Annotated in this window: 27 protein-coding genes; 16 read left to right on the forward strand and 11 right to left on the reverse strand. The window is 69.6% G+C overall.

Annotation, left to right across the window (positions count from 1 at the left end):
• Positions 1-350: 350 nt before the first annotated feature.
• Positions 351-533 carry a bacteriorhodopsin-regulating transcriptional regulator Brz gene (gene brz, locus APQ99_RS10280; protein WP_012289336.1) on the reverse strand — a complete coding sequence of 61 codons (183 nt, stop codon included), beginning with the start codon at positions 531-533 and terminating at the stop codon, positions 351-353.
• A gap of 100 nt (positions 534-633) precedes the next feature.
• On the opposite strand from brz, the gene APQ99_RS10285 reads away from it, so the two are divergent.
• Together APQ99_RS10285 and bat are read left to right on the forward strand one after the other, a co-directional pair.
• Complete coding sequence (locus APQ99_RS10285; protein ID WP_012289335.1) at positions 634-1,713, forward strand: Brp/Blh family beta-carotene 15,15'-dioxygenase; 1,080 nt, start codon at positions 634-636, stop codon at positions 1,711-1,713.
• Complete coding sequence (bat, locus tag APQ99_RS10290) at positions 1,710-3,734, forward strand: bacterioopsin transcriptional activator Bat (RefSeq protein WP_010903066.1); 2,025 nt, start codon at positions 1,710-1,712, stop codon at positions 3,732-3,734. The genes APQ99_RS10285 and bat overlap by 4 nt, the downstream gene beginning before the upstream one ends.
• A 33-nt stretch (positions 3,735-3,767) precedes the next feature.
• Here bat and APQ99_RS10295 read toward each other — a convergent pair whose 3' ends face one another.
• On the reverse strand, positions 3,768-4,196 hold the full coding sequence (locus APQ99_RS10295; protein WP_010903065.1) for an SRPBCC family protein: 429 nt from the start codon (positions 4,194-4,196) through the stop codon (positions 3,768-3,770).
• A gap of 190 nt (positions 4,197-4,386) precedes the next feature.
• On the opposite strand from APQ99_RS10295, the gene APQ99_RS10300 reads away from it, so the two are divergent.
• The 4 genes from APQ99_RS10300 (at position 4,387) to APQ99_RS10315 (ending at position 8,189) form a co-directional block, all read left to right on the forward strand.
• Positions 4,387-6,462 (forward strand): AAA family ATPase, encoded by a 2,076-nt coding sequence (locus APQ99_RS10300; protein ID WP_010903064.1) that lies wholly within the window; start codon positions 4,387-4,389, stop codon positions 6,460-6,462.
• Between the two features lie 44 nt (positions 6,463-6,506).
• Entirely contained in the window at positions 6,507-6,674 is a 168-nt protein-coding gene (locus APQ99_RS10305; RefSeq protein ID WP_227970876.1) for a hypothetical protein, read from the forward strand.
• 67 nt (positions 6,675-6,741) lie between these two features.
• The gene (locus tag APQ99_RS10310; RefSeq protein ID WP_049892509.1) at positions 6,742-7,110 is read left to right on the forward strand and encodes a hypothetical protein; all 369 of its coding nucleotides are present in this window, start codon (positions 6,742-6,744) and stop codon (positions 7,108-7,110) included.
• 110 nt (positions 7,111-7,220) lie between these two features.
• Entirely contained in the window at positions 7,221-8,189 is a 969-nt protein-coding gene (locus APQ99_RS10315; protein ID WP_010903061.1) for a phytoene/squalene synthase family protein, read from the forward strand.
• Position 8,190: 1 nt separating this feature from the next.
• On the opposite strand, the gene APQ99_RS10320 is transcribed toward APQ99_RS10315, so the two are convergent.
• Positions 8,191-8,679 carry a GNAT family N-acetyltransferase gene (locus APQ99_RS10320; RefSeq protein WP_049892508.1) on the reverse strand — a complete coding sequence of 163 codons (489 nt, stop codon included), beginning with the start codon at positions 8,677-8,679 and terminating at the stop codon, positions 8,191-8,193.
• A gap of 130 nt (positions 8,680-8,809) precedes the next feature.
• On the opposite strand from APQ99_RS10320, the gene APQ99_RS10325 reads away from it, so the two are divergent.
• From APQ99_RS10325 to APQ99_RS10335, 3 genes are read left to right on the forward strand one after another with little or no spacing between them, the layout of a single operon-like run.
• Positions 8,810-9,283, forward strand: coding sequence for an archease (locus tag APQ99_RS10325; protein ID WP_012289332.1), 474 nt, complete (start codon positions 8,810-8,812; stop codon positions 9,281-9,283).
• Positions 9,284-9,320: 37 nt separating this feature from the next.
• Positions 9,321-10,367: a DoxX family protein gene (locus APQ99_RS10330; protein ID WP_010903058.1), complete on the forward strand. Its 1,047-nt coding sequence runs from the start codon at positions 9,321-9,323 to the stop codon at positions 10,365-10,367.
• A gap of 38 nt (positions 10,368-10,405) precedes the next feature.
• The gene (locus APQ99_RS10335; protein WP_010903057.1) at positions 10,406-11,908 is read left to right on the forward strand and encodes an RtcB family protein; all 1,503 of its coding nucleotides are present in this window, start codon (positions 10,406-10,408) and stop codon (positions 11,906-11,908) included.
• On the opposite strand, the gene APQ99_RS10340 is transcribed toward APQ99_RS10335, so the two are convergent.
• Positions 11,909-12,301 carry a hypothetical protein gene (locus tag APQ99_RS10340; protein WP_012289331.1) on the reverse strand — a complete coding sequence of 131 codons (393 nt, stop codon included), beginning with the start codon at positions 12,299-12,301 and terminating at the stop codon, positions 11,909-11,911.
• A gap of 92 nt (positions 12,302-12,393) precedes the next feature.
• On the opposite strand from APQ99_RS10340, the gene APQ99_RS10345 reads away from it, so the two are divergent.
• On the forward strand, positions 12,394-13,260 hold the full coding sequence (locus tag APQ99_RS10345; protein WP_010903055.1) for a translation initiation factor eIF-2B: 867 nt from the start codon (positions 12,394-12,396) through the stop codon (positions 13,258-13,260).
• 8 nt (positions 13,261-13,268) lie between these two features.
• Here APQ99_RS10345 and trmB read toward each other — a convergent pair whose 3' ends face one another.
• Both trmB and APQ99_RS10355 read right to left on the reverse strand, forming a co-directional pair.
• Positions 13,269-14,327 (reverse strand): HTH-type sugar sensing transcriptional regulator TrmB, encoded by a 1,059-nt coding sequence (gene trmB / locus APQ99_RS10350; RefSeq protein WP_049892507.1) that lies wholly within the window; start codon positions 14,325-14,327, stop codon positions 13,269-13,271.
• 68 nt (positions 14,328-14,395) lie between these two features.
• Entirely contained in the window at positions 14,396-15,745 is a 1,350-nt protein-coding gene (locus APQ99_RS10355) for a bifunctional metallophosphatase/5'-nucleotidase (RefSeq protein WP_012289330.1), read from the reverse strand.
• Between the two features lie 91 nt (positions 15,746-15,836).
• On the opposite strand from APQ99_RS10355, the gene APQ99_RS10360 reads away from it, so the two are divergent.
• From APQ99_RS10360 to APQ99_RS10370, 3 genes are all read left to right on the forward strand, one after another.
• The gene (locus APQ99_RS10360) at positions 15,837-16,076 is read left to right on the forward strand and encodes a DUF5816 domain-containing protein (RefSeq protein ID WP_010903052.1); all 240 of its coding nucleotides are present in this window, start codon (positions 15,837-15,839) and stop codon (positions 16,074-16,076) included.
• A gap of 72 nt (positions 16,077-16,148) precedes the next feature.
• Positions 16,149-17,063 (forward strand): metal-dependent hydrolase, encoded by a 915-nt coding sequence (locus tag APQ99_RS10365; RefSeq protein ID WP_010903051.1) that lies wholly within the window; start codon positions 16,149-16,151, stop codon positions 17,061-17,063.
• Positions 17,064-17,113: 50 nt separating this feature from the next.
• Complete coding sequence (locus tag APQ99_RS10370) at positions 17,114-17,320, forward strand: dodecin (RefSeq protein WP_012289329.1); 207 nt, start codon at positions 17,114-17,116, stop codon at positions 17,318-17,320.
• Positions 17,321-17,458: 138 nt separating this feature from the next.
• On the opposite strand, the gene hisD is transcribed toward APQ99_RS10370, so the two are convergent.
• Entirely contained in the window at positions 17,459-18,736 is a 1,278-nt protein-coding gene (hisD, locus tag APQ99_RS10375) for a histidinol dehydrogenase (RefSeq protein ID WP_010903049.1), read from the reverse strand.
• Positions 18,737-18,823: 87 nt separating this feature from the next.
• On the opposite strand from hisD, the gene APQ99_RS10380 reads away from it, so the two are divergent.
• Together APQ99_RS10380 and APQ99_RS10385 are read left to right on the forward strand one after the other, a co-directional pair.
• A complete protein-coding gene (locus APQ99_RS10380; RefSeq protein ID WP_227970875.1) occupies positions 18,824-20,116 on the forward strand; it encodes a methyl-accepting chemotaxis protein in 1,293 nt (430 codons plus the stop codon).
• Positions 20,117-20,164: 48 nt separating this feature from the next.
• Entirely contained in the window at positions 20,165-20,515 is a 351-nt protein-coding gene (locus tag APQ99_RS10385; RefSeq protein ID WP_010903047.1) for a hypothetical protein, read from the forward strand.
• Between the two features lie 65 nt (positions 20,516-20,580).
• On the opposite strand, the gene APQ99_RS12750 is transcribed toward APQ99_RS10385, so the two are convergent.
• Both APQ99_RS12750 and APQ99_RS10390 read right to left on the reverse strand, forming a co-directional pair.
• Positions 20,581-20,781, reverse strand: coding sequence for a hypothetical protein (locus APQ99_RS12750; RefSeq protein ID WP_136361478.1), 201 nt, complete (start codon positions 20,779-20,781; stop codon positions 20,581-20,583).
• A gap of 72 nt (positions 20,782-20,853) precedes the next feature.
• Positions 20,854-21,105: a hypothetical protein gene (locus APQ99_RS10390; protein WP_010903046.1), complete on the reverse strand. Its 252-nt coding sequence runs from the start codon at positions 21,103-21,105 to the stop codon at positions 20,854-20,856.
• Positions 21,106-21,205: 100 nt separating this feature from the next.
• Here APQ99_RS10390 and APQ99_RS10395 point away from each other — a divergent pair, with 100 nt between their 5' ends.
• A complete protein-coding gene (locus APQ99_RS10395) occupies positions 21,206-22,153 on the forward strand; it encodes a D-2-hydroxyacid dehydrogenase (RefSeq protein ID WP_012289328.1) in 948 nt (315 codons plus the stop codon).
• A 266-nt stretch (positions 22,154-22,419) separates the two neighbouring features.
• Here APQ99_RS10395 and asd read toward each other — a convergent pair whose 3' ends face one another.
• Both asd and APQ99_RS10405 read right to left on the reverse strand, forming a co-directional pair.
• On the reverse strand, positions 22,420-23,451 hold the full coding sequence (asd, locus tag APQ99_RS10400) for an aspartate-semialdehyde dehydrogenase (RefSeq protein WP_010903044.1): 1,032 nt from the start codon (positions 23,449-23,451) through the stop codon (positions 22,420-22,422).
• 46 nt (positions 23,452-23,497) lie between these two features.
• On the reverse strand, positions 23,498-23,677 hold the full coding sequence (locus APQ99_RS10405) for a 30S ribosomal protein S17e (RefSeq protein ID WP_010903043.1): 180 nt from the start codon (positions 23,675-23,677) through the stop codon (positions 23,498-23,500).
• Positions 23,678-23,733: the final 56 nt, after the last annotated feature.

Raw genomic sequence — 23,733 nt, forward strand, 5'->3', positions numbered from 1 at the left:
GACAAGCTAAAAATAGCGTGCACCAAGTGTACGGCGCTTTCAATTCGTTAGAGCTGATTCAGCAAACCATGAGAACTCTTCTATGACACCCTCAATAACTCCAACATGCAACAGTACCTAACGAGGATATGTGTGTAACTCTACGACCCAATCAGTATGGTACGCTCGTGACGGAATTTAGACCGATGAACCGTCAGACACGGAGCCGACACGCGGATTCCAAACCATACCAAAATAGCGCACCCCACCGAGTGTGTGGGCCACAGCGGCTGTGAAATGCCCGCTGCCTGCTGGTTCAACGGCCGGCTGGCGTCGAAACACCCGCGGTGAAGTCGATGCGTGCACGCGTGTTACCACTCGAAGCGCACGAAAAACTCGTGATCGTTGCGGCACTCAACCGTTCGCACCTTCTGGGTGTCGCTGGTCGGCTCCTGTCGTGACGCAGCCGTGACGGACTTCACGGTTGCACCCATCGGGAGCCCCATCTTCACGTCGGATCCGCACCGCGGACAGTGGAGGTCGGTGATCGGCACTACTCCCGGGTGTGTCTTCCCGTTCCTTAAATATTCTCCAGTTCTGATACCCCACTAGCTTGGGTCTTTTTTGATGCTCGGTAGTGACGTGTGTATTCATATGAGCAATAGGTCGCAGTTCGTCCCGTCGTGGCTCGTGCCGGAGGCAGCCGGCGACCTCCCGTTGACCGTGTCGCGGCTGTCACTGCTCGCGCTTGCCGCCGCGTTCGCGGTCGGATACGGCGCGGGCTTCGCGGTCCCACTGGAGGTCCAGGCGGGCGTCTACCTGTTGGGTATGGTCGCGATGAACCTCCCGCACGGCGGCTACGAGCATTTCGAGAACCTGCGGCGACGGGCTGCCTCCTTCCAGGGCAAGTATATCGTCGCCTACCTGGTCGGGATCGCGGCGTTCGGCGCGCTGTTTTTCGTCGCGCCCGTCGCCGGACTGGGGCTGGCAGTCACGGTGGCCGTCGCCAAAGGTGGGTTCGGTGGCGTGCAGTCGATGGACGCCCTCTACGGAACTGACCATTTGCGCACGCGCCCCCAGCGGTGGCTCGCCGCCGTCGTCCGGGGCGGCGCGGTGATGGTGGTTCCCATGTTGTTCTGGACGGACGTGTTCTACGCGTTCAGCTCGGTCATGATCTCGATTTTCGACCCCAGCGCCGTGTCGGCGCTCGGCGGTGACATCGCAACCCGGCGGCTCGTGCTCGGCGGCGGGTACGGGGCGCTCGTGGTCGCACACCTGGGGCTCGGCTACCGGCGGGCGGCCGGCACCGGGTCGTTCCTCGCCGACGCCGCCGAGACGCTGCTGTTGATCGCGTACTTCGCGCTCGTTCCGGTGGTCATCGCCGTCGGGCTGTACTTCCCGCTGTGGTACTCGGCCCGCCAGGTGGCCCGATCGTCGGCCGTCGACGACACGGCGATGACGCAGGCAGACGCCACCGGCATGCTTGACGCCCTGGACGCCGACGACCCGGCGCGCGCCACGCTTGCCTCGTGGGCGGTGCTCATCGTCGGCAGCGTCGCCACGTTCGGCCTGGCGGCCGTGCTCTGGCTGCTGTCCCCACAGCCCCTGGGTGGTGGTGGGATCCTCGTGGGCTTGGTCGCGTTCTGGAGCATCTTCGTGAGCATCATCGCGCTCCCGCACGTCGTCGTCGGCGGGTGGCTTGACCGCACTCGCGGCATCTGGTACGTCCCATGACGAGCGTCCAGAACACCGAGTCCGAGACCGCCGCCGGCGCGACGACGATCGGCGTGTTGTTCGCGGGCAGCGACCCGGAGACGGGGCCGGCTGCCTGTGACCTCGACGAGGACGGCCGGTTCGACGTGACCCAGATTCGTGATTTCGTAGCCGCACGCGATCGCGTCGACGATCCCGACATCGACTGTGTGGTCGCCGTCCACGAACCGGATGGCTTCGACGGCGTGGCGTTCCTGGAAGCAGTCCGACAGACCCACGCGGAGTTCCCGGTCGTGGTCGTGCCGACAGCCGTCGACGAGGACGTTGCGCGGCGCGCCGTCGACGCCGACGCGACGGGGCTGGTGCCGGCGGTGTCCGAGGACGCGACCGCGGCGATCGCCGACCGCATCGAGCAGAGCGCGCCCGCCCACTCCGAGGACACCGAGACGCGGATGCCGATCTCCGACCTGACCGTGGAGTCCGAGCGCCGCCTCAAAGAGCAAGCCCTCGACGAGGCCCCGATCGGGATCACGATCTCGGACGCCACCGACCCGGAAGAGCCGATCATCTACATCAACGACTCCTTCGAGGACATCACGGGGTATTCGCCCGACGAGGTCGTGGGCGCGAACCACCGCTTCCTCCAGGGGCCGAAGACCAACGAGGACCGCGTGGCGGAGTTCTGGACCGCGATCACCGAGGACCACGACACCCAGGTCGTGTTGCGGAACTACCGCCGCGACGGGTCGCTGTTCTGGAACCAGGTGGACATCAGCCCGATCTACGACGAGGACGGCACCGTCTCACACTACGTCGGGTTCCAGATGGACGTCTCCGAGCGCATGGCTGCCCAACAGGAGCTGCAGGGGGAACGCCAGTCCCTGGATCGACTGCTGGACCGCGTGAACGGCCTGATGAACGATGTCACGTCGGCGTTAGTGCGGGCGGCCGACCGGGAGGAGATCGAAACTCGGATCACCGACCGCATCGGCACCGGCGGCGAGTACGCCGGCGCGTGGTTCGGGCGGTACGACGCGACCGAGGACACGATCACGGTCGCGGAGGCAGCGGGGGACTGTGAGGGATGCGACGGCGACGTCTTCGATCTCGCGTCCGCCGGCGAGGCCGTCGCGTTGCTTCAGGACGTCGTCGAGCAGCGCGAAGCGCTCGTGAGCACGGACGCCGACGGCGTCTCCGGGACCGCCGACGGCGACGCGTGCGTGCTGGTGCCGGTCACGTACCGGTCGACGACCTACGGCGTGCTCGCCGTGTCGACCGCCGAACACCGCATCGACGACCGCGAACAGGTGTTGTTGCGCTCGCTTGGCCGCACGACCGGCGCGTCGATCAACGACGCGTTGACCCGGCGCACCATCGCCACGGACACCGTGTTGAACATCGGCGTCGAGCTGTCCGATACGGCGCTGTTCCTGGTTGAGTTGGCGGGGGCGACAGACACCACCTTCGAGCAGGAGGCGACGATCGCGGACAGCCAGACGCAGGGCGTGCTCATGCTCGTGACAACGCCACACGACGACCCCCAGGCGGTCGTCGACACCGCGTTGGGCTACGACGCCGTCCAGGACGCCGAGGTCATCGTCTCGACCGACGACGAGAGCGTGGTGCAGTTCGATCTGTCGAGTTCGCCGCTGGTGGACGTGCTCTCCGAGTGTGGGAGCCGGGTCATCCGCATGCACGCCGACCGGACGACGCTGGAGCTCGACGTCCGGGTCGGAACCGAGGGGGCGGCGCGGCGGGTGTTGAGCACGTTGCGGGACAAGTACGCCGACGTGGAGCTGGTCGCGTACCACGAGGACGATCCCGAGCAGACCCCGCATGGGTTCCGCGAGGAGTTGCGCAACGACCTGACTGACCGGCAGCTCACCGCCCTCCAGAAGGCGTACGTGAGCGGCTACTTCGAGTGGCCGCGGCGCGCGGAGGGCAAGCAGCTCGCGGAGTCGATGGATATCGTGCCGTCGACGTACCACCAGCATCTGCAGGCTGCCAAGCAGAAGCTCGTCGGCGCGTTCTTCGAGGAGTGACGCGGGCCACACGCCGGCTGTGGCGGATCCGTGTCAGTGTTCGAGGAACGTCGTGAGGTTGTCGACGGTGGCGGCGGCTTCCCGTTTGTTGTATGCTTTTGCGATCGGGGCCAGCACCGATTCGATGACCGTGTCCGGCAGGTCGTACTCGGCCTCGTAGGTCAGCGACGTGGTGTCGTCGCCGGAGAGCCGGTACGTGATGGTGCCGTCGATGGCGCCCGTCAGCTCCTGGACGAGCCGGCGCTCGGGCACGCGTTCGATGTCTTCGACAGTGCCGACGAGTTCGACGCCGGCGAGTTTGTATCGGTATTTGGCTCGTTTGCCGCCACTGGCAAGCGCTTCGACATCCGTGACGGTGATGAGTCCGGGCGTGATCTTGACGTGGTTCCGAGGGTCATCGAGGAAGGAAAAGACGTCGCCGGGCGGCGCGTCGATTGTGGCCTGTTGTTCGACCGTGAACATGGATGAGTGGTGTGGAGTTGGCGTCGTCCGACGTGTGGATGATGGTGGCGTGGGTGGGTAACTACAGCCCCCAATCAATTTGGTAGAAACTCCCACATGTCGCGGCACGCTCGAACACCCAAACACATGGGGGATGGGGCTTTAGCATTGAGCGGCAACCTGTAGGTGTGCTACCGGAGGCAGGAGGCGGATGACGCGGGTGCGTGTCACCCTCAGAGACGCCGCCGACAGGACAGCCGACGCGCCGGCTGTCGGTCCGGGCCAGCTCAGTTTCACCGCCGAAACCCGCCAGCAGATCGGGGTGGCGGAGGGCGACGCCGTCACCGTCACCGGCAGCGAGGACACCGTTGCGACTGTCGGCCCCGACACCACGGCCATCGCGGCCAGCAGCGGGCTCGCGGGCGCGGATGTGCTGCGGAACGTCGGCCCGACGGACACGGTCACGGTTGCGCCCGCCGATCCCAGTCCGGCAGCCGAGCTCACCGTGGCACCGGCCACGTCGTCGACCCTGGAGGGCGACGCCGACGCGCTTGCACGCGCGCTCGCCGGGCGTCACCTGGTCGCGGACGACCGCATCGCCGTGCCGCTGTTCAGCGGCACCGTCGTGGTGACTCTCGACGTCGAGGACACGACGCCGGGCGGTCCCGTCACCGTCACCGCCGACACGGCGATCACGCTCACGGGCCACGCCGCCGACAGCGGGCACGCGGACGCGGAGCACGCGACGCCGGCCGACACCAGGGTCGGCGGGCTCGACGACGAACGCGGTGCGCTCCGGCGGCTCGTCGTCGCGCCGCTGGTCGCCGATTCGTACGCCGCCATCGGCGTGCGGCCGCCGGCCGGCGTGCTCGTCCACGGGCCGGCAGGCACCGGGAAGACAACGCTCGTGCGTGCGGTGGCGGCGGCCGCCGACCTGGCGGTCGAGTCGGTGGCCCCCGAGGACGCCGGCGACCGGGACGCGCTGGCGGCGGTGTTGGACGCCGCCCGGGACGCCGAGCCGGGCTGCGTGGTGTTCGTGGAGTCGCTGGCCGCGGCCGCCCCCGACCCGACGGCGGACGGCGCCAGCGGTCGCGGGTCGCCGTCGGCGCTCGGGTGGCTGCTCGACCGCGTCCGGGGCCACGACACAGTCGTGGTGGTCGGGGAGACCACCGATCCCGACGCCGTTGATCCGGCGCTCCGGCGGGGCGGGCGTTTCGACGCGGAGGTGCGCGTCGGCGTGCCTGATCCGGCCGCTCGGCGCGCCATCCTCGACGTACACACGGACGGCGTTCGGCTCGCCGACGCGGTGTCGCTGGACGCGGTGGCCGACCGAACCCACGGGTACACCGGCGCGGACCTGACCGCCGTACTCGTCGACGCCGCGACCAGGGCTGCCGGCAGCGCGGCCGGCCCGCCGGTGATCCGCCAGCGCGACCTCGAAGCCGCCCTGGACGCCGTGGGTCCGTCCACGCTCCGCGACGCGTCGGTGCAGACGCCGACGACCACCTACCAGGACATCGGCGGGCTCGACCGCGCGAAACGCGAGGTGGTGCGGACCGTCGAGTGGCCCCAGCGGTATCCGGCGTTGTTCGAGCGCTTGGACGCGGCCGCGCCGACCGGCGTGTTGTTACACGGGCCGCCCGGAACCGGGAAAACGATGCTCGCGAAGGCCGTGGCGGCGTCCACGGACGCGAACTTCCTGTCCGTCGACGGCCCGGAGTTGATGAACCGCTACGTGGGCGAGAGCGAGCGCGGCGTTCGGGACCTGTTCGAGCGCGCGCGGCGGCTCGCGCCCGCCGTGGTGTTCCTCGACGAGGTTGATTCGCTCGCGCCGGCCCGCCACGACACCGACACGGGGGCGTCCGAGCGCGTCGTCTCCCAGCTGCTGACCGAGCTAGACGGGCTGTCGCCCCGCGGTTCGGTTGCGGTGTTGGCGGCGACGAACCGTCGGGAGTCGGTGGACCCTGCGCTGCTTCGCCCGGGGCGGATCGAAACCCAGGTCGCGGTTCCGATCCCGGACCAGGACGCCCGGGCCGCGATCTTCGAGGTGCAACTCGACGGCGTGGCGACCGGACGCATCGACACCACCGCGCTGGCCGCCGCCACGACCGGCTACACGGGCAGCGACATCGCGGGTGTCGTCCGCGAGGGTGCGCTGTTGGCGATGGAGGACCACCTCCGCGAGACGGAGTTCGACGCCACCGACGCCAGCGGGCTGGTCGTTACCCAGCGCCACCTGCGCCGCGCCATCGAGACGACGGCCCCGTCGGTCGACGGCGCGGGGTGATGGTTTGGCACATCGTTGAAGACGCCGCCGGTCGAAGCGGCGGTATGGAGAAGCAGGATCTCGTCGTCGCGGTGCATGTGATGGTTGCCGTCGCCATCGCGGCGTTCGGACTCGTCCGGATCTCGCGGGGCCAGCGGGTGCCGGGCGCGCTGAACGTCGGGTTCGCGATCGTCGTGGTTGGCGTTGGGGTGTACATGCGCCAGTTGGTGTGAACGACGCCACGCCGAGGGGCCACCAGTTTGGTCCGTGTTTGAAACGGGCGAGCGCCTACCACTAGCTGTGAGCGAAGACGCCGACAACTCGGGAGAGCAGGCGGCGGAGGCGACCGACACCCAAGACCACACGGAGACGGACGCCGAATCGGAAGCCAGCGAGGCCACGGAGCGCAGTGAGGACGTCGTCGTCGATCTCGATTCGGCGGCGGCCTACGAGCAACGCGTCGACGAGCTGGAGGCGGTCGTCGAGGAGCAACGCGAGCAGATCGAGGAGTTAGAGGACCTGATGCTCGATCTGTCGGTGCGCGCGGCCGACGACAAGGGGATGGGGGTGTGTCCGGAGTGTCACGGTCCGGTTGAGAAGATCGATCCGTGGTTCGGCGCGACCCGCATCGAATGTCGGCGCTGCGGGGAAGTGTACCACGAGTACTAGCGCACCTAAAGCACCCAAACTGATGGGGTGTCGGTTTGAGGCGCGAAACGAGTGTAGGTCCACACAGGTCGTATTGCGCGTCAGGCAACGCCGCACACGCACTGTCATCCATGGTCTCACCGGAACACCTACGACGGAGCAAGGCAGTCCAGCGCCGCACCGGTCGGACGTTCCACATCGCCACCCGGTTCCTCCCCGAGCGCGTCCGCTACCCCACGTACGTCCTGTACGCGTTCTTCCGGCTCACCGACGAGATCGTCGACGACGAGGCACCTGGGCCGCCCGACGAACAGCGCCGCCGCCTGGCACACGTGCGGGCGGCCGCTCTCGGTGATCGCGACCCCGACGACCCCGTGCTTGCGGCGTTCGCCGCGCTCCGCGAGGACCACGACATCCCCCGCGAGGAGGTCACCACGTTCATCGACGCCATGCAACAGGACGTCGACACCGCGCGCTACCGGAGCCACGACGACCTGGCGGAGTACCTCCGTGGGTCGTCGGTCGCGGTCGGATACATGATGCTGTCCATCATGGACGCCCCGGAACCGGAGCGCGCGCGTCCACACGCGGCGTCGCTGGGGGAGGCGTTCCAGCTCACGAACTTCCTGCGGGACGTCCGGGAGGACGTACTCGACTACGACCGCATCTACCTGCCCAGTCAGACCCTGGCCGCCCACGGCGCGAGCCACGACGACATCGCCGCCCTATCGGCCACCCCGCAGGTCCGGGACGCGATCCGTGCCGAACTCGACCGCACCGAGCGCCTCTACCGCCACGGCGTCGCGGGCATCGAGCACCTGCCCGCCGACTGCCAGTTCCCGGTGCTCGCGGCGGCCGTGATGTACGCCGACCAGCACCGCCTGATCCGCGCCCAGGACTGTGACGTGCTCTCACAGCGGCCCACGCTGACGCTGCGGCGGCGGCTCAGCGTCGTTGCGCGAACGTGGCTGCGCTGGCGGGTCAGCGACGACCCGACTGCGGTGTTCCACGCGGTCACCGGGATCGGGGAGCCCGACGCCGGTGGCGTGCCCGAGCAGTCGTTTGCGGTGCGGGAGTCCCAGCCCACGCGGGCGGACTGAGCTATCGGCCGCCGCGCAGCAGCTCTGAGATGCGATCCCGGATGCGGTCGTGGTCGCCCAGCCGGAGGTAGTACGCGCCGGTGCCGTCCTCGTAGTAGTCCTCGATCTCGCGCTCGACGGTGAACCCGAGGTTCCGGTAGAACCCGATGGCGTTCTCGTTGGTCATGCGGGCGTGACAGGAGGCCTTGCCGGCGTCGGCGGCGACGGACGCGACGAGTTGCTCGCCGAAGTTCTCGCCGCGATAGTCCGGCGCCACCGCGAGAAACAGGATGTAGCCGTCGGATCGCGCCGCCGCGAACCCGACCAGCTCGTCGTCACCGCCGCCGAGAAAACAGTGCACTGCGGCCCGTCGATAGGCGTTCGCGAAGAACCCACGGCGTTGTTTCAGGAGCCCCTCGTGCTCCCGGATGTGTTCTTTCAGCGCCCACGCCGCCTCAAGGTAGTCACCGCTTCCCGGGGGCACTACCTGTTTGTCCACCGTGACGCTCACCCCAGAGTGTTGCGTCGCGACGACTATAATTCCACCGTCCCGCACGGGGAACCGGGGCGTCGAAATCCTTTCGGGCGTCCTGGCCGTTCGCAGACCCAATGCATACCATCGAACCAGGCGGGGGCGGCGCGTGACGTTCGCGTTACGCGAGCACACCGCCGACATCGCCGTGGCGGCGGCCGCCGACAGTCTCGGCGGCGTGTTCGGCGCGGTCGCGGACGGCATGGCGGCGGCGATGATCGACGACGACGTGCCGGCCACCGGCGCGCAACTCACGGTGTCCGAGCGCGCGGAATCACGGGAGGCGGCGCTGTACGATTACCTCACCCGGCTGCTCTACGAGCGCGACGTGCAAGGCGTGTTGCCCGTGGACAACGCCGCAACCGTCGATGAACCCACCGGCGGCGGTGACTGGCGCGTCACAGCGTCAGCCCGAGGGGTGCCACTGGACGCGGTCCACGCCCGCGACCTCAAGGCGGTGACGTACTCGGAGATGCAGCTCACGCCGCCCGGCGGCCCCACCCACGCCGAGGCGGGGACGCCACCCGACGCCGTTCGCGAGCACCCCGACGACTGGGCCGCATACGTCGTTTTCGACGTGTGAGAGGCTTTTGCGTGTCGAGCGCCTACGACCACACAGCATGCCCCCAGTCGCACCCGCGTCGCCGGGTCACGTCAGGTACGTCTCCGACGGCGCGCCCACGGACCGCGCCATCGCGTTCCTCGTGGACGTGCTGTCGACGCCGCTGAACGCCGCCATCGTCGCGGCCGGCGCGGCCGCGGTCGTGACGATCCTGGTCGTCGCAGTCCGCTACCAGCCGGCCGCCACGGACGTCCACGCGCTCCGGGACGCCCTCGCGGGCTACCACACGTTCATGCCGTGGATGCTCCGGCTGGCGGTCGGGCTGCCACTGATCGGGGCGGGGTTCACCGGCTATTTCATCTCGCCGGCGGTCCAATCGCCGACCCGCGTCTTCCAGGTCACCATCGGGTTCCTGCTGTTGTTCGGGCTGGCCACCCGCGCCGTCGCCCTCGTCGGGCTGACCGCCTACCTCGCGGAGCTCGTCGTCCACCCCGAACTCGTGCTCGCAAGCGAGTACATCGGCGGGTTCCTGGGGATCGCGCTGCTGGGCAGCGGCCGCCCGAGCGCCGACCACCTGCTCCAGCGGGTCGCGGCCGCCGACGGATCGCTGTACGGGCGACTCGACCCGCTGCATCCGGTCGTCGACCGGTTCAACGACCTCATTCGGCCCTTCGAACGCTACGCACCCACCGTGATCCGCGCCGGCCTCGGGTTCAACTTCGCGCTGCTCGGGTTCTGGGAGAAACTCGCACACCCCGGGCGGGCGCTCGCGGTGGTCGAGAAATACGAGCTGACGACGGTCGTCCCCGTTGATCCCGGCCTCTGGGTGCTCGGCGCCGGTGCCACGGAGCTTGCGGTCGGCGTGTTGTTCGTGCTCGGGCTGTTCACGCGGGCCACCGCGGCCACCGCGTTCCTCGTGTTGACGACGACCCTGTTCGGCCTGCCGGACGACCCGGTGTTGGCCCACGTCACGCTGTTCGGCATGGTGTCGGCGCTGTTCGTCACCGGTGGCGGCCCGCTGTCCCTCGATCGCGTACTCGACGCCTGGGACGACCGGACAGCCACCCCGCAGCCGGCAGCCCGCGGCGACGACGCCGGGTCGTAGCCGAAACGTATTCCAGCGCGGGCGGCCGACGAACAGCCATGTCCACCTTCGACGCCGACGGCCACCGGCTCACCGAAGTCGAGCCGGACGTCTGGGCGCTCGCGGACACCGGCGACGAGTCGGTGCCGGCGCGCGTGCTCGCCAACCGCAGCCTCTTGGCGCAGATCAGCACCGACAACACGCTCACCCAGCTCCGCAACGTCGCCGGCATGCCCGGTGCCGTCGCCCCAGCGCTCTGCATGCCCGACGGCCACCAGGGCTACGGGTTCCCCGTCGGCGGCGTCGCCGCCTTCGACGCCGAGGACGGCTGCATCTCGCCGGGCGGCGTCGGCTTCGACATCAACTGCGGCGTCCGCATGCTGACCACGACGCTCACCTACGACGACGTCAAGGGCCGCGAAGCGGCGCTCGTGGACGCGCTGTACGACGCCGTCCCCTGCGGGCTGGGCGGCGGCGGCGTCCACGACGGCACGCACGCCGACCTGGACGCCGCCCTCGAACGCGGCATCGACTGGTGTGTCGAAGAAGGGTACGCCGTTCCCGCGGACCGCCGCCACTGCGAGGACGAGGGGCAGCGGCTCGACGCCGATCTGGACGCCGTCTCGAAGAAGGCCCGCGACCGCGGCGCGAGCCAGATGGGGTCGCTCGGGTCGGGCAACCACTTCCTGGAAGTCCAGCGCGTCACCGACGTCTACGACGACGACACCGCCGCGGCGTTCGGGCTCGCCGAGGACCAGGTCGTCGTGTTGATCCACTGTGGCTCCCGCGGCCTGGGCCACCAGATCTGTTCGGACTACCTGCGCCGCATCGAACAGGAGCACCCCGACTTCCTGGCGTCGCTGCCGAACAAGGACCTCGCAGCCGCGCCCGCGGGCTCCGAGCTCGCCGCGTCGTACTACGGCGCGATGTGCGCGGCCATCAACTTCGCGTGGGTGAACCGCCAGCTCATCACCCACGCCGTCCGGGAGACGTTCGCCGATGTCTTCGACGCGCCCGACTGGGAGGCCCTCGGGATGGACCTGCTGTACGACGTGTCCCACAACATCGCGAAGCGCGAAACCCACGCGGTCGTCGAGACCGAGGACGGCTACAGCCTCGCTGGGGACGGCGAGCGCGTCGAGCGCGAGCTGTTCGTCCACCGGAAGGGCGCGACGCGCGCGTTCCCCGCCGGCCACCCGGAGGTGCCGGCGGCCTACCGGGAGGTCGGCCAGCCGGTCATCATTCCGGGGTCGATGGGCGCGGGCAGCTACGTGCTGCGTGGGGGCAGCCAGTCGTTGGGCCGGACGTTCGGTTCGACCGCCCACGGCGCGGGCCGCCTGATGAGCCGCACCCAGGCCAAAGACGAGTACCAGGGCGGCGACGTGCAGGACGCCCTCGAAGCCGACGACGACATCCACGTGAAGGCGGCCTCAGGCGCGACGATCGCGGAGGAAGCGCCCGGCGTCTACAAGGACATCGACGACGTGGTCGATGTGTCAGCCGGCCTGGGCGTGGGCGACCCCGTCGTCCGCACGTATCCGGTCTGCAACGTCAAGGGGTAGCTACCGGGAGAATCCCGGGCCGGTGGGGCCACGTGGCCCCGTCGGCTCCAGCGAATCGGCGAGCGTGACCGGCTGTGACTCCTGTGTTCCGTCGACCTCCTGGCCGTCCTCGAACCGCACGAAGTTCAGGTACACGGCCTCCCCACAGCCTGGCGTGTCGTCGTGGCTGTCGGCCTCGTGTGGGGGGTGAGTCCAGTCCAGACCGTCGTGGTCGGCGTCGCCACACGACAGCGCCACGCCGTCCCACTCGTCGGCCTCGTAGTCGTCGCTGGGGGTGGCGTACGTCCAGCCCGCCAGCGGGAACGGCGTGACGGATTTGTCCGCGAGATACGCGTCCCGGTCGAGCTCGGCGACGGCGCCACACCGCGGGCAGTAGTACGAGACGGCAACCATGCCAGTGGGTTGGGGCGCGAGACGGAAAGCCCGTGTGGGAACCGGCAGGGACTCCGGAAAGCATTTGCCGGAACCGACGCGAACCATCGCGTATGATAGACGAGACCGCCGAGGAGATCCGGGAGATGCGCACGCACTCCTCCTCGGTCGTCGCGGTGAAGGCGGCGCGAGCCCTGGAGGCGCTGCTGGACAGCGACTATCCGACGGTCGCGGCGTACGTGCGCGCCCTGGAGCGCAACAGCACGGCGCTGCGGCGCGCGAACCCCTCCCACGCCTCGCTGGTGACGACCCAGCGGGAGGTCGTCTCCCGGGTTCGGGACGCCGACCCGGCGTCGATCCCGGAGGCCCAGGAGGTGACCGCGGCCGCCATCGACGACGTGGTTGCGCGGGTGAACATGGGCAAACACGACGCCGCCGCCGCGACCGCCGAACACATCACCGACGGGCAGACGCTGCTCACGCACGACTACTCGTCGACGGTGCTGGAGGCGATCGAGCTCGCAGCACAGGACGGCGCGCACCTCGACGTGTTCGTGACCGAAGCCCGGCCCCGACACCTCGGCCGGAAGACCGTGCGCGCGCTCGCCCAACTGGACCGCGTCGACCCCACGCTCATCGTGGACGGGGCCGCAGGCCACGTCCTCGACGACTGTGACCGCGTGCTGTTGGGGATGGACTGCATCGTGGCAGACACCTACTACAACCGCGTGGGGACGTACCCGATCGTGGCGGCGGCTGCGGACGCCGGCACCCCGGTCACGGTGGCGGGGTCGGCGGCCAAACTCGTCGCGGACGGCTTCCAGTTCACGAACGACTTCCGGGACACAAGCGAGGTGATCCGGGAGCCGCCGGCGGGGTTCACCGTCGAAAACCCGGCCTACGACGCGACGCCAACCCGGCTGCTGGACGCCGTGGTAACCGAGGACGGCCGCCGCACTGAGTTCCCCCTGGAGTCGTAACCGCCTGCTCAGAGCGCCGGCGGGGCGTCCCGGGCGACCGCGATCTCGTGGGCTTCGACGTCTTCGAGGGCGGCCACCCGGCCGCCGACCTCGACGCGGTCGCCGTTCTCGGTGTAGACGATGATGGTCGCGACCTCCCCGGATTCCTCGAACCTGGTTTCGACGATCCGCCCCTGGATCCTGCGGTCGGCCCCCGTGAGCACGTCCCGGCCGGTGACGGTGGCGTAGACGGATTCGTCGACGGACTGGAGGTCCCGAACGCAGCGCCGGATCGCGGCGTACGTCCGGGGCAACGACAGCTCCGTGGCGGGGTCGTACAGCGACTCGGTGGCCGTCGACCACAACACCGTGTCGAAGAAGCCCGACACCAGGAACCCCAGCGCGGACTGATCGAAGATCACGCCGTAGCGGTCGGAGTCGTCGCGGACGGCGTCCTGGGTGGCGTACACCGAATACCGGCCGTCGGCGACCGCGATGACGGGCGTGGTGATGCCGCGGCGGCCGCGCGCGGCGGTGGTGGCGGCGGCGTAGTCGAAGGCGTCGGGGTTCGGAGCGTTCCGTGCCGGGCTGACCACCACGTCGACGCTGACGCCGCGGTCGACGGCGGCCGCGAGGTCGTCGGCGAACCGCTCCAGCAGGCTCGGCGTGAGCGAGCACACCAACTCGAAGTCGGCCTCCGCGATCACGTCGCCGAAGTACCGCACGATCGTCGAGCGGGATTTCACCAGCGAGACGGCTTCGGTGTTGCGGGCGGGCTGGGTGTACTCGGCTTCGAGCGCGCCGACCATCTCCTGGAAGTCCTCCTGGAGCCCGGCGAACGCGTCCTCGGGGCTGAGCGCGACGATCTTCATGGGGCGTGACTCGCGCAACTCGACGAGCCCGCGGTCGCCGAGGCTCCGAACGGTGTCGTAGACGCGTGGCTGGGGGATGTCCGTGCGGTCGGCGATGTCGCTGGCGGTGAGTTCGCCGTGGCGCAACACCGTGAGGTAGGCTTCGACCTCGTATTCGCCGAGGTTGAAGCCTCTGCCGACCTGTTCGACGGTGCCGCGGAGGTCCTCGTCGCTCATGCGCGTACGGATGTCCACCCGCATCTTTTAGGTGGCGGTCGGCGCGCGGGAGGCGGGGCGTGGGGGCGTCAGTCGTCGGCGTGGAACCGGATGCGCCCCTCGGTCTCCGGGTTGATGCCCTCCTGGCGGGCGTACGACGCCAACACCTCGTGTTGGGTGTCCAGCTGGTCGATCCGGTGGCCGGCGTCGAGCGCGGGGAACTCGTCGTCGGAGTAAAACAGGTAGTCGGTGGTCGCGAGCGTGTACGTGGCGTCCGGGTCGACCGGGTCGCCGCCGACGGACGCACTCACGAGGCCGTCCCCGTCGCGCCATTCGAGCGTCGCACCCGAGACGTGGGCGTGCCACCAGTCCGGCTCGGCGAACCCGAGACCGCCGCTGCCGTTGCCCGCCCGGAACACGTCCAGGAGCTCCCTGCCGGTGAGCTCGGCGACGCTGACGGGCTCCGCGAACGGCACGACGCTGACGAGGTCCGCGACGGTCACATCACCCGCGAGGGCGGGCCCGTCACGGACGCCGCCGGCGTTCTGGAGGCCGACGTCGGCGTCGGCGGCCCACCGGTAGGCGTCGGCCACGAAGTTCCCGATACGGGACTCCCCCTCGAAGAGCGTGCGCTCGGTCCGCTCCATGGGGGGTGTGACGTGTCCCACGACGGCGTCGAGGCCGGCGTCCGCTAGTCGGTCGCGGAGCGCGGCCGTGACGCCGTCGTGGCGTGGCGCGTTGTCGACCTGATGGCGGGTCACGGTGTCGGCCGCGATGTCGATCTCGAAGACCACGTCACCGCCGGCGCCGGGGCGCGTGAGCAGCGTGCCGTCGAGGCGTTCGACGCGCTCGCTGGCGATGTGGCCGCCGAGCACGGCGTCAACAGTGGTGGCGGCCGCGAGTTCGTCGTCGCCGCGCCCGAGATGCGAGAGCGCGATCACGTACTCCGCGCCGGCGTCCCGGAGCGCCGCCTCGGCGTCGGTGGCCGCTTGGATCGGGTCGGTCACGGTGAGGTCGCTCGCCATCGGGTTGAGCGCGGGCGTGTCCGCATCGAGCACGCCGAAGAACCCGAGCGTGGTGCCGTCGCGCTCGACGAGCGTCCAGGGCTCGACGCCGGCAACCCGGTCGCCGTCGTGGTAGACGTTGGCCGACACCCACGTCTGTGGGGAGTCCGCGACCACCGCCGCGGTCCGCGACGGCCCGTAGTCGAAGTCGTGGTTGCCGAACGTGGCAACGTCCGGGTCGACGGCGCTGTAGAGGTCCATGGCCTGCTCGCCGTCGGTGACAAGCGACAGCACCCCGGGCGCGGTGTTGTCACCGGTCCCGGCGGTGATCGCGTCGGGGTCGCGGCCCGCGAGCAGTCCCGCCAGCCGGCCGGCTCGTTCGGGCGTGTCGTAGACGTTCTCTAGGTCCGAGTAGTGATAGATACCGGGCGACACAGTGGTGAACGGAGGTGGGTGCCGGCAAAGGGGGTTTCGGAACTGACACCCGGTGGAAAGCGATAAATGCGGGACCGCGGTAGGCGGTGGTATGCTGACCGTCGAGGGCGAGGACAGCCAGCCGCTGTACGTCGCCACGGACGAGGGTGAGACCGGCCAGGACGGCCCGTTTTTCGTGGTGTACCGCACGCCGGACCGCGAGCGCCGCTGGGGGTGGTACTGCTCGAACTGCGAGTCCATCGACAACGCGATGGATTCGATGGGCCGCATCGAGTGCAACGGCTGTGGGAACTTCCGCAAGCCCGAGGAGTGGGACGCCGCCCACGAGTGATCGCGGCGCACGCCCGGCCGGCTGGGCGGCTCCGGGGGCACAGCTTATGCGCCGCGGCGGCGTATCGCGGGCATGTTCGTTGGACACGCGATGCTGGCGTTCGGCGTGGTGGCGCTGTTCGTCGGCCGAACGGGCGTGCCCCGTCGCCGTGTGCTGGCGTTGGCCGTCGCCGCCGGGCTGTTCGCCGCGCTCCCGGACGTCGACATGGTGGCCGCGCTGGTCGGGGTCGTCGGCGTCGATCCGACCCAGCCCCTCGCCGCGGCCAACTCCTTTTGGGGCGCGTCGACGACCGCCCACCGGGGCGTGACCCACTCGGTTGTCATTACGCTCCCGGCAGCGGCCGCGTTCGCGCTCGCGCCCACCCACCGGGCGCTCGCCGCGGGCTGCTTGGGCGCGCTGGTCGCCGCCGTGTTCGCCACCAGCGGCCCGGCCGCGGCCGTCGTTGCTGCGGTGTTCGCGGTCACCGGGTGGTTCCTCGCCGCCGTCGCATCGGGGATCGGCGTCCGCGGGCGGCGCCTGTTCGCGGTCGCCGCCGTCGGTCTGGTGAGCCACCCGTTCGGTGATCTGTTCACCGGCGACCCGCCGGCGCTGCTGTCCCCCCTGGACGTCACCGTGTTCGCCGACCGCGTGACGCTCGCTGCCGACCCCACCCTGCAGGTGGTGGGCGCGTTCGGGGTCGAACTCGCGGCCATCTGGCTGGGTGTACTGGGCGCGCTCGCGATCGCCGACCGCAGCCTCCGGGAGTTTGTCACCGCCCGCGCGGTCGCGGGCGCCGGATACGGCCTGGCGGTGCTCGCCGTGCCCGCGCCAACCCTCGACACCTCCTATCAGTTCGTGTTCAGCGTGCTCGCGGTCGGCACCATCGGCGTCGTTCCCATCCCACATCGGCGACGCCCCACGGTGCCCGCCGCCGCGCTCACCGGGCTCGCAGCCGTCACGGTCGCGGTCGCCGCGTACGCGGCGCTGTACCTGGCTGGCGTCGCGTAGCACGCCCGCCGGCGCATAGTTTTATGCCGGCCCCAGCGGAATGCTGTCATATGGTCTTCAAGAAGGTCCTGCTCACCGGCACCAGCGAGGAGAGTTTCACCGCCGCCGCCGACGACGCCATCGACCGCGCGGAGGACACCCTCGACAACGTGGTGTGGGCGGAAGTCGTCGACCAGGGCGTCGAAATCGGCGCCGTCGAGGAGCGCACGTATCAGACGGAAGTGCAGGTGGCGTTCGAACTCGACGGCTCCCAGTAGTCGATCACGCCGCCTTCTCGGGTGGATTCGCACGAAGAAGTCGGCCGTGGAGCCGTCGAGGCGCGCACAGGGAGATCGTCCGCCGCGTCCGGGTCGACGTGCCAGTCCGGACGCGAGCAAGGAGGCGTTCGGTTCGGTTTACTCGTCCTCGAACCGAGCGTCGACGCTGGCCGCGTGCCCCTCAAGTCCCTCGGCGTCGGCCAGCGTGGTCACCGTCTCCCGGAGCGCCGCCAGCCCCTCGCGGTCGAGGCGCTGGACCGTCGTCGACCGCAGGAACGTGTCGACGCTCAGGCCGCCGGTGACCCGTGCAGTCCCGTTGGTGGGCAACACGTGATTGGTGCCGGCGGCGTAATCGCCGGCGGCGACGGGCGCGTACCCGCCGAGGAACACCGAGCCGGCGCTGTCGATGCGGTCCAGCAGTGCCTCGTCGTCGCTGGCCTGGATCGAGAGGTGTTCGGCGGCGTACTCCTCGGCGAACATCACGGCCTCGCTCATCGACCGCGCGACGAACACGCCGCTGGCCTCGTTGTCGAGGGCGGCCCGAATGGTGTCGGCGCGTTCGCGGTCGTCGAGGCGGGCCGCAACCGCGTCGGTGATCGCGGCGGCGGTCGCCTCGTCGTCGGTGACGGCAACCACGCTCGCGTTCGGGTCGTGTTCGGCCTGCGCGAGCAGGTCGGCGGCGACGAACGCCGGCTCCGCGGTTTCGTCCGCGACCACGAGCAACTCGGAGGGGCCCGCCAGGAAGTCGATCTCCACGTCGCCCCGCACCTCGGCTTTGGCCGCCGTCACCCACTTGTTGCCGGGGCCGACGACCGTCTGGACGGTGTCAACCGTCTCGGTGCCGTACGCGAACGCGCCGATGGCCTGCGCGCCCCCGACCTGGTAGACGCGGTCCGCGCCGGCGGCGTGCGCCGCCGCCAGGGTGACGGGGTTGATCGTCTCGGCGGGCGGCGTCGCCACGGCCACCTGTTCGACGCCCGCCACTACCGCCGGGATCACCCCCATCAACACCGACGACGGGTATGCTGCCGTGCCGCCGGGTGCGTACACGCCCACCCGCCGCACGGGCCGGAAGCGCCGCCCCAGCTCCCGCCCCGCAGCGAACGACTCCCGCCAGTCGTCGGGCAACTGGGCCTCGTGGAACGCCCGGATGTTCGCCGCGGCGTCCTCGATGGCGTCGTACACGTCGTCGGGCACCGCGTCAGCGGCGCGCTCCATCTCGTCGGTGACGTCCAGGTTCCCGACCTCGACGTCGTCGAACTCGCTGGCGAGCGCCCGCAGCGCAACGTCGCCCTCGCTCTCCACGCGGTCGAGGATTTCCGCCACGTCCGAGCGCACGGCGTCGACGCCGGCGTCCCGTTCGAACAACGCCACCCGGCGATCCGGCGCGAGGTCGGCGACGGCTTCGTACTCCATACGCCGGCTTCGATCCCGCACCGTTAGTGCGTTTTCATCGCACACAACCACCGAGACGCTTATTTATGTGTCTTTCCTACCCCATCTATGTCGATTGCCGCACTGGACGCCGACGACATGGGGGAGGAGGTGTGGCGCGGCGCACTCAGTCAGTTTTTCACGGCGTTCCCGGAGCCGCTGTTCGTCGTTGACCGCGACGGGACGGTCGTGCTCTGGAACGACGCCATCGTGGAGATGACGGGCGTCGAGGCCGCTGACGCGGTCGGCACCCCCTCGATCGAGCTGTTCGGTACCGAGGGGGAGACCCAGACGCTGGCCGAAGCCGTCCTGGAGCGCGGCGAGGCGATCCGAGAGACGTCGGTTCGAACCTCGGAACTGCCTGCAGGCGCCCAGCACGCCAAGGCCTCGGCGACCCCACTGCACAACGACGGTGCGGTGATCGGGGCCGTGGAAGTCCTCACTATCGTGACCGACGTGGTCGAACAGCGCGAGCGCGTGAAACGCGCACAGCGCACGCTCACTGACGACGTGGAGGCGGCCGTGACGGAGCTGCGGGACGTCGGCGAAGGAGTCGCCGACGCCAGCCAGGAGATCAGCGATCTCGCCGCCGAACAGGCAAGCGACGTCAACGACATCGCCGCCGACGTGTCGGATCTGTCGGCCACCATCCAAGAGGTCGCCGCCAGCGCCGACGAAGTGCGCCAGCGGAGCACGGAAGCACGCGAACGGGCCGAGGCATCCCGGGAGGCAGCCGAGCGCGTGCTGGCGGCCGTGGAGGCGTTCGCCGACGCCGGGGACACGGTCAGCGTGAACACCGCGTCGCTGCGCGAGCACCTCGACGAGATCGACCAGCTGGTGGACGTGATCAACGACATCGCCGACCAGACGAACATGCTGGCGTTGAACGCCAACATCGAGGCCGCCCGCGCCGGCGAGGACGGCAGCGGGTTCTCGGTCGTCGCCGAGGAGGTCAAGGACCTCGCCGAGCAGTCCCAACAACAGGTCGGCGACATCGAGGCGCTGGTCGCGGACATCGAAGCCGACAGCGAGGAAACCGCGAAAAGCGTCGCCGCGGCCAACGATCAGGTGTCCTCGGCGCGCACCGCCGCCGAGGAGCTCGTCGAGAACCAGGACGCGATCGCCAGCGCGATCGGGGAGACCGCGGAGGGCATCGCGGAGATCGCGGCCGCCACCGACGAGCAGGCCGAAACCGCCGCGGAGATCTCCGCGGCGATCGACACGGTGGTCGAGCGCGCCGACGCCGTGGCCGACGAAACGGCCGATGTCGCGGCCGCGAACGAACAGCAGACGGACATGCTGTCGGACATCGAGCAGTCGGTGCGTGACGCCGAACGCGTGCTCACAAGCGACGACGAGTGACCGCCTGGTTGGTGGATTTTTTGCGCCGCCCACCGTACCCCCGGCCGTATGTCCGTTCGAAATCGGCTGCACGGCTGGCAGACGATGTTCCACATCGAGTTGCTGTACGGCGTGCTGTTCATCGGTGGGTTCGCGGTACTCGTCTACCGCTTCGACCCGCGGGTTGCGGCGTTCGAAGCCGGCCTGGTGGTCGGGTATATTCTGCGCGTCTGGGAGAAGATGTCGATCTACGAGCGCGCCATCCAGGACGCGGTCTCCGAGGCCGCCGAAGAACAGGTCCAGGCCGAAGCCGAAGCGCGCGTCGGCGACGAGGTCGAGTCGCGGGTCCCGGACGCGGTCTCCGAACAGGTGGCCGCCGAGCTCTCCGAGGAGTCCACCGGCAGCGACGCTGAGCGCTGACGCCGCGCCTACAGCGCAGGCTGGGCGGTCAAACGGTGTTCGAAGGAACGGTGTCGCCCGCAACACTAACGACCGGCCTCATCCGTGGGCGGCACGCCCTGTCGGCCGGGAAACCCTCGTGGCGGGCGGGCGGGGTCGTCGACCCCGCCAACTGCCGGGGCGGCGCAAGCCACCGCGGCGCGGGACCGGAACACGGCCCCGACGTCGTGTGCCGGCGTCAGCCGGCCGTCGGTGATGTCGCACGCCGGGGTTCTCCGGGCGGTCATCGCGGCCGCATGGCCGTACTCGGCCGGGGACAGCGGCGTGCACGCATGGTATCAGGCCACGAACAATCAGGGTTACGACTCGCCGTGCCCGGAGCCACCTCCGCGGTCGGTGTCGGTGAGCGCGTAAATCTCCTCTCTGGACTCACAGAGGCCGCAAACGCATTCCGCAACGCCCTGGTCGGCGAGCTCCGCGAGGGCGTCACGAGCCTGCGGCTCGCTGAGGCGGCCCTCGTCGGCGACTTCCACGGGGGACAGCGGGCCGCGGTTGTCGAGGACCACGCGTGCGAGCTTGGCGGCACAGGAGAGGCCCTGTGGCTGACTCATCACGTCATGCTATTGGAGGTGAGTGAAAAACCCTTCGCAAAGCGGCGAGGACGGTGGTTGTCGCGGAACGCTTACACCGCGGGGTGCCGATCACTCAGCCATGACCGATGTCGTTGTCCTGCGAACGGGCACGCATGGACTGGCCGTTGATGAGTACGCCGACGCGCTCCGGGACCGCCTGCCCACCCGCGACGTGGCGGTGGCCCGCACGCCCGCCGCGGAGCGCGACCTGGTGGCTGACGCCAGCGTCGTGACCGGTGCGGCGATCGACCGGGACCTCCTCGACGCCGCCCGGAACCTGGACGTGTTCGCGTGTGCGTACGCCGGCTACGACCACCTGCCCATGGACCGGCTGCGCGAGCGCGGCGTGGCGGTGACGAACGCCGCGGGCATCCACGCACCCAGCATCGCCGAGCAAGTCCTCGGCTCCGTGTTGACGTTCGCGCGGAACCTCCACGAGGGGTGGCGGCGACAGCAGCGCCGCGAGTACCGCCACTACCAGGCCCACGAACTCGGCGGCTCGACGGTCACCGTCGTCGGCCTGGGCGCGATCGGGCACGCAGTCGTCGACCGCCTCCAGGGCTTCGATGTCGACACCATCGGCGTCCGGTACACCCCATCGAAGGGCGGCCCGACAGACGAGGTCATCGGGTTCGACGACGCGGCGGTCCACGACGCGCTCGCACGCACCGACTACCTCGTGCTCGCCACGCCACTGACCGACACCACGCGCGGGCTCATCGACGCCGCGGCGTTCGACACGCTCCCTCCCGAAAGCGTGCTGGTGAACGTCGCACGCGGTGGCGTCGTCGACACCGACGCGCTGGTTACGGCGATCCGCCGGCAGTCGATCCGCGGTGCCGCTCTCGACGTGACCGACCCCGAGCCGCTGCCCGAGGACCACCCGCTGTGGAACTTCGAGAACGTCCTGTTGACGCCACACAACGCCGGCCACACGCCCGACTACTGGCCGCGACTCGCCGACATCGTCGCCGAGAACCTCTCCCGCCTGGACGCCGGCGACTCGCTCGAAAACCGCGTAGACTAGCCCTCGACGGAGCCGAGCCAGGCGAACAGGCAGCCGAACAGGGACACGAAGAGCGCGACGTACACTCCGATCCCAGCGGCGTGCCCACGCTCAGCGCCGCGAGGAAGACGAGCGCGCCGCCGAAGCAGACGAACAGCGACCCGAGAGCGCCCGCGCCGACGAGCGAGAGGACGCGGAGTGCGCGACTGGTCGCAGGGGTGTACGCCCACTCGATGCGAGTCATATCGCAGCGTTCTCGGGCGAACGCAAACGTGTGTGCCTGCCGCTCAGACCCAGCCCTCGCGGGCGAGCAGTTCGCCGTTCAGGATGCTCGCGCCGGCCGCGCCCCGGATGGTGTTGTGCGCGAGGCAGTTGTACTGGATGCCGGTGTCGGTGGTCTGGATGCCGCCGGCGGCGATCGCCATGCCGTCGCCGCGCATCCGGTCGAGGCGGGGCTGCGGGCGCTCGGGGGCGGTGAAGGTCTCGATGAGCGGGTCGGGCGCGCTCGGGAGGTCGAGTGTCGGCGCGTCCTCAAAGGCGGCCGCCACGTCCGCGGGCGCGGGGTGGTCGCTGGTTTCGACGAAGACGTTCTCCAAGTGCCCGTCCAAGGTGGGGACGCGGTTGCAGGAGGCGGACACGACGGCGTCGTGGTGTTGGACTTCGGCCCCCGTGAACTCCCCGAGGAGCTTCCGGGATTCGGTCTCCATCTTCCGCTCCTCGCCGCCGATGTGGGGCACGACGTTGTCCAGGATCTCCATCGACGTGACCCCCGAGTAGCCCGCCCCGGAGACGGCCTGCAGGGTCGCGACGTGCACGCGATCCAGGCCGAACTCGGTGAGGGCCGCCAGCGTGGGGACCATCGTGATGGTCGAACAGTTCGGGTTCTTCACGAGCGCGCCGTCCCACCCGCGCGCGTCGCGTTGCACGTCGATCAACCCCAGATGGTCGGCGTTCACCTCCGGCACCACGAGGGGCACGTCGCCGGCGCGGCGCTCGTTGCTCGCGTTCGAGGAGACGACGAACCCAGCCTCGCAGAGGGCCGGCTCAACCTCCGCCCCCACGTCGCTGGGCAGCGCCGAGAACAGGAGGGCCGTGTCGTCTGGGATCGCAGCCGGCGTGGTCGGCTGCACGGGCAACTCCGCGATGGACTCCGGAACCGGCGTGTCGAGCCCCCAGTTCGCGGCGTCACGGTACGTTTCACCGGCGCTGTCGGGGCTGGCAGTCACGACGGACAACTCGAAGGTCTCGTGCCCGGCGAGCAACTGTACGAAGCGCTGTCCAACCGCGCCGGTCGCACCGAGTACGCCAACTGTGGTCATACCCCCGTTTCAGTGGGAGTGCGTGATACCACTTTGGGTCGCAGTACTAGTTGCGCTTGTGTGTGATGTAGCCCGCGATCCGGTTGCGGACGTTCTTCGACTCGATGTTGGTCAGCTCCGTGACGGCGTCCTTGTTGTGCTCGAAGTCCTCCCGGGAGAACGCATCCTGGTATCGCTCCATGAGGATGTTCCCCGTCTTCTTGACGTAGTCGGGCTTGATAGCCATACAGCCCGTTTGCCCCGCCGCTCGTTAAAAGGATTCGCTTCGCGTGCAGCGCTCCA

The sequence above is a fragment of the Halobacterium salinarum DSM 3754 genome, from assembly GCF_008124605.1.
GTDB lineage: Archaea > Halobacteriota > Halobacteria > Halobacteriales > Halobacteriaceae > Halobacterium > Halobacterium salinarum.